Origin of the sequence: Luteitalea sp. (genome assembly GCF_022842525.1) — a bacterium.
In the GTDB taxonomy this organism is placed as follows: Bacteria; Acidobacteriota; Vicinamibacteria; order Vicinamibacterales; family Vicinamibacteraceae; genus Luteitalea.
This window is the reverse complement of record NZ_JALHPM010000304.1, coordinates 1-4,779: the sequence shown is the minus strand read 5'-3', so window position 1 is coordinate 4,779 and position 4,779 is coordinate 1. Positions and strand designations below refer to the sequence as shown.

The 4,779-nt window shown below is 69.9% G+C and carries 5 protein-coding genes; 2 read left to right on the top strand and 3 right to left on the bottom strand.

The window, feature by feature from the left end:
* Positions 1–214: 214 nt before the first annotated feature.
* On the bottom strand, positions 215–2,194 hold the full coding sequence (locus tag Q0C41_RS29815; protein ID WP_291990386.1) for a hypothetical protein: 1,980 nt from the start codon (positions 2,192–2,194) through the stop codon (positions 215–217).
* A gap of 452 nt (positions 2,195–2,646) precedes the next feature.
* Between Q0C41_RS29815 and Q0C41_RS29810 the strand changes: the two genes are divergently transcribed.
* Both Q0C41_RS29810 and Q0C41_RS29805 read left to right on the top strand, forming a co-directional pair.
* Positions 2,647–3,351: a transglutaminase-like cysteine peptidase gene (locus Q0C41_RS29810; RefSeq protein WP_291990384.1), complete on the top strand. Its 705-nt coding sequence runs from the start codon at positions 2,647–2,649 to the stop codon at positions 3,349–3,351.
* Positions 3,352–3,381: 30 nt separating this feature from the next.
* On the top strand, positions 3,382–3,756 hold the full coding sequence (locus Q0C41_RS29805; RefSeq protein WP_291990382.1) for a hypothetical protein: 375 nt from the start codon (positions 3,382–3,384) through the stop codon (positions 3,754–3,756).
* Between the two features lie 17 nt (positions 3,757–3,773).
* Here Q0C41_RS29805 and Q0C41_RS29800 read toward each other — a convergent pair whose 3' ends face one another.
* Positions 3,774–4,469: a dienelactone hydrolase family protein gene (locus Q0C41_RS29800; protein ID WP_291990380.1), complete on the bottom strand. Its 696-nt coding sequence runs from the start codon at positions 4,467–4,469 to the stop codon at positions 3,774–3,776.
* A gap of 37 nt (positions 4,470–4,506) precedes the next feature.
* On the bottom strand, positions 4,507–4,779 hold a 273-nt coding region (locus tag Q0C41_RS29795; RefSeq protein ID WP_291990377.1), incomplete at its 5' end, for an ATP-binding protein.

Below are 4,779 nucleotides of genomic sequence, written 5' to 3'. Positions count from 1 at the left end.
GGTCGCTGCGCAGCGCGACGCGCTTGAGCGCACTGAGCGCGTCGCCCGCGGCCAGCGCGCGGCCGGCGGCGGCGATGAGGGAATCCATGGGGGGAGGTTAGCGCGGCGAGGCGGGAGGAGGAGGCTGGCCGAGCCTGGCCGTGCTTGACCTCGCCAGGCTGCAGTGCCTCGGTGGCCGGCTCCTAATGCGCACGCCCCTACGGCACCACCCGAATCAGGGTCGCCGTGAAACGACCACGACGCCTCGGGCAGTGGTGACGTACATCGACTGGCCCCGCAGGGCGATGCGCTGGGGGAAGGAAAGCACGCCCGGCAGTTCGTCGCCCACGAACCCGCGAACGCCCGGTTTGCCCACCACCGTCGTCACGCTCCCTGCAGAGGTGATCTTGCGGATGGTGTGATTCCAGGAATCGGCCACATAGATGGCGCCTTCGGGCGACACCGTCAATCCGCCAGGACGGTAGAACCTCGCCTCGGCCCCGAGCCCGTCGGCCGAGCCCGCTTCACCGGGTGATCCTGCCATCGTGGACACCACGCCGGCGCGGGTGATCTTCCGGATCGTGTGATTGAACTCGTCGGCAACGAACAAGTTCCCCGATGCGTCCACCGCCACGTCGCGCGGACGGTTGAACCGCGCTTCTGCGCCGATGCCGTCGCTGGTGCCCGAGTCATGAGCGAGACCGGCGATCGTTGTGACGGTGCCGTCCCGCGTGACCTTGCGAATCGTGTGCGCCTCGGTGTCGGCCACGTACACGTGGCCCGAGGCGTCCACGGCGATACCGAAGGGCCGGGCGAAGATCGCGTCCTTGCCCTTTCCGTCGACGGCCGCACCGTGGCGGCCCCCCGCCAGCGTGGAGACCCTGCCGTCCGGCGCGATCCTGCGCACCGCGAAGTGGAGAGCGTCCGCGAGGTAGAGGCTGCCATCCGCGCCTCGCGCCAGGCCGTACGGGGCCTTGAACCGGGCCTCGCGGGCCGGGCCATCATCGATGCCCTCGACACCCAACTGTCCAGCGACGGTGGTGGTGGTGCCGTCGAGATCGACCTTCCGAATGGCTGTGCCGTTCTGATCCGCCACATAAATCGTTCCGTCATCGGCCGTGACGATGCCGACGGGCAGGCCGAATCGAGCATTCGCCCCGGTTCCGTCCACAGGCTCGGACTGCTCGGCCAAGCCCGCCAGCGTCGTCACTTGCCCGAGAGCACTGATGCGGCGAATCGTGTTGTTGGCGCCATCGGCCACATGCAATTGCCCGGCACTGTCGATCGCGATGCCTGCCGGGGCCAGGAATCGGGCGCTCTGCGCGGGTCCGTCCGCGACGCCGCCATCCCGCTGACCAGCCGCTGTCGTGACGATGCCGTCCGGCGTGATCCTGCGCACGGCGTTGTTGCCGACGTCGGTCGCGAAGATGTTGCCGTCGCCATCCACGGCCATGCCGGTGAGCCCGAAGAATCGGGCGGCTGTGCCGGTGCCGTCCGCGAAGCCGGCTTCGTAGACCTGCCCGGCAAGTGTGCTGACCACCGCCGAAGGGGTCACCTTGCGCAGGGCGTATCGGTCGCCGACATAGAGGTTGTTGGCGGCATCGATGGCCAGTGGGCCGGGCTGGTAGAAGCTCGCACTGGAACCGGGCCCGTCCCGCGCATCTTCGGGCGGCCAGCGGCCGGCGAAGGTCGTGACCGTGCCCGTGGGCGCGATGCGTCGGATCACGCCGTTGCTGCTGTCGCCATAGAACACGTTGCCTCGACTGTCGACGGCCAGGCCGGGCGTCTCGCAACCGAACACCGTCCAGCAGGGGCCGAACCTGGCCGCGGGACCGTCGCCGTCGAGATAGCCTGAAACCCCAGGCGTGCCAGCCACGGTGACCACCGATCCGGCCGGCGTCAGGCGGCGGACGGTGTAGTTGCCGTTGTCGGCAATGTAGAGATTGCCGGCCCGATCCATTGCGAGGCCGCCGGGGCCGTAGAACGTCGCGCGATTGGCCGGGCCATCGTCAGCTCCGGCGTGGCCCCTGACACCGGCGACGGTGGAGACGATGCCCTCCGGCGTCACCTTGCGGATCACGTGGTTGTAGGTATCGGCCACGTAGAGGTTGCCGGCCGGGTCGGAGACCGTGCCGGTGGGGAGCCAGAACCGTGCCGCCGAGCCGCGTCCGTTGACGTTTCCCGGCCCGCCCATGTGGCCGGCAAGAACCAGCATGGTGGGCGAAGGGGTGGGGCCGTTGCCCGCGTCGCCAGGGTCCGCACCGCCGCCGCCACAACTGATCAGTATGACTGCCGACAGGATGATGACCGCCCAGCGGCTGTGCATTCCGGTTGCGGTCAGCATCTTCCGGCTTCTCCAGGTTGTGTCCTTGAAAGCATATCAGCGGCCCGCCAGGGCACCCGAGGCATCGTTCGTGGTTGCTGCCCGTTCACGGAGCCGCCCTGCGGCCCCTCGCCGAGGCCGAGCCCTTCGCCCAGATCGACGTTGCGGTGAGCCTCGGCTGAGCGCACAGGTGGCGCGCGTGAGCGCCGGGTGACGCCGCACTGCCATTTCTCGCCACAGCTTGATCACGTCGAGCTCGCGAATGACGCGCGAAGCGCTCCATCTCGCATGAACACACGATGCTACGCGACAGCCTGGGTGTGGCGGCGTAGCATGCCCCGCGCATGGTTCTGCGGGAGAACGCGATGCATGCATGCCGCACCGACAGCGACGAGAGTGGGCGCCAGGCCGGTGCCGTTGCGCATGTGCGCCGGCGTGAGGCCTGCGCCTACCTCGGTTGCGCTGGTTTCGCGGTCTGGCCGATCCGGGGCCACGCCGAGGCGGCGCCACTGCAGCGCGGTCGCCAGGAGTTCGACGCCCTGGCACTCGAAGCCGCGCGGCTCGGGGTGCCCGAGCGCATCGCCTTCCTCAACGCCTGGGTCAACCAGCTCGTCGATCCGCGCGCCGACGCCCCGGCCCACGACGACTGGGCCACGCCCTACGAGACGCTGGCGCGTGGCACCGGCGACTGCGAGGACTCGGCGATCGCCAAGTTCTTCCTGCTGCTGGCCAGCGGCACGCCGGACGCCGGCGTGCGGCTGCTCTATGCCTGGCATAGGCTGGGTGACCGGCCGAGCGACCGACCGGCGCTGCGCCGCGCCCACATGGTGGCGGTGGCGCGCTGGCGTTTCGAGGATCCATGGGTGCTGGACTCGATCAACATGCTCGCCGTTCCGCTCTCGCGGCGCGACGACATCGTGCCGGTGTTCAGCTTCGACGAGCAGCATCTGTGGCGGCGCCTCGACGCGCAGCCGCTGCCGCCGCCACGCGACCGGCTGCGTCCCTGGCAGGCGCTGCTGGGTCGCTGGCGCGCGCAGTCCGCACACTGATCCGGCAAGCCCAAACGGGAGATCTCCAGCATGCCCTACGTTCATCGCAACGCGCGCGGCGAGATCGAGAGCCTGCATCGTGCAGCGACGCTGGACGCCAGCGAATACCTGCCGCAGGCCAGCGACGAAGTGCAGCGCTTCCTCGGCAACGAGGACAACGCCGACGCCTACGCACGCCTGGACGCCGACGTCGTGCGCGTGCTCGAGGACCTGCTCGAAGTGCTGCTCGCCAAGGGGCTGCTGCGCATCACCGACCTGCCGCCGGCCGCGCAGGCGAAGTTCTTCGCGCGCAGGGAACACCGCGATCGCCAGGCGGCACCGGTCACCTTCGCGCCGTCCGGCTTCGTCGGCATCATCGACGACAGCACGTTCGCCAGCCTGGGCGGGCCGGAGACGCCGACCTAGCTAGCGCACCGGCCCGCTCATGACAACGCGGCGCCGAAGAAGCGCATCGTGCGGTCCCAGGCCATCTGCGCCCAGGCGGCGTCGTACTGCGTGATGGCGATGCGGTTGCGGCCCTGTGCGTACTCGTTGGCGAAGGCGTGGTGGGCCAGGTAGCGGTGGCCCTCGTAGCGGACCTTGGCTTCCTTGAACTTGGCCTCCAGCCCGTCGACATTCGCGATCGGAAAGGCACCGTCCTGCGTGGCCCAGTGCGCCTGCAGCGGGATGCTGATCTTGCTGGCGTCCACGTACTCCAGCGGCGGCAGGCCGTACCAGACCACCGCAGCATCGGCCTCGGGCACCATCGTCGAGGCCAGCACCGTCAGCGCGCCGCCCATGCAGTAGCCGGTCACGCCGACCTTGCCGCCGCCGAGCTTGGCAGCCTTCAGATACTGCACCGCGCCGCGCACATCCTGGGACGCAGCGTCGGCGAAATTCAGGCCGCTCATCAGGTGGTGCGCCTCCTCGGCCTCCACCGTGCTCTTGCCGCGGTAGAGGTCGGGCACCAGCGCGGTGAAGCCGGCATCGGCGAAGCGCTGCGCCACGCCGCGGATCTGCTCGTTCACGCCCCACCATTCCTGGATCACCACCACCGCGCCGAGCGGCTGCGCGGCCTCGGCCAGGTGGCCGGTCACGGTCTGCCCGTCGGGGCGCTTGAACTCGATGCTGCTTGCCATGGGCGTCTCCTCGTTGCTGCGAAGGAGGGCGAGTATGTCAGGCTGCGTCGTGGTCCTGCACCTGCAGGGTCGCGACGAACATCGTCCCGTTGGCCGAGCTGCGCGCGATCCGCACCGTGCCCTGCATCGCCGCGACGATCTGCGTGCCGATGGTCAGCCCGAGCCCGGCGCCGCCGCGGTGGTCGCGCCCGGCACGGCCCTGGCCGAAGGGCGCGAAGCTGCCGGCCTGGTCTTGCGGTGCGATGCCCGGGCCGGTGTCGGCCACCGCCAGGCACAGCAGCCGTGCGCCGGCGGGCAGCGTGTCGGCGGC

Excerpts from the sequence above, each read along its gene's own strand:
- Q0C41_RS29800 (WP_291990380.1), bottom strand. The coding sequence starts at position 4,469 with ATGGCAAGCAGCATCGAGTTCAAGCGCCCCGACGGGCAGACCGTGACC.
- Q0C41_RS29810 (WP_291990384.1), top strand. The coding sequence starts at position 2,647 with ATGGTTCTGCGGGAGAACGCGATGCATGCATGCCGCACCGACAGCGAC.
- Q0C41_RS29815 (WP_291990386.1), bottom strand. The coding sequence starts at position 2,194 with ATGCTGGTTCTTGCCGGCCACATGGGCGGGCCGGGAAACGTCAACGGA.
- Q0C41_RS29805 (WP_291990382.1), top strand. The coding sequence starts at position 3,382 with ATGCCCTACGTTCATCGCAACGCGCGCGGCGAGATCGAGAGCCTGCAT.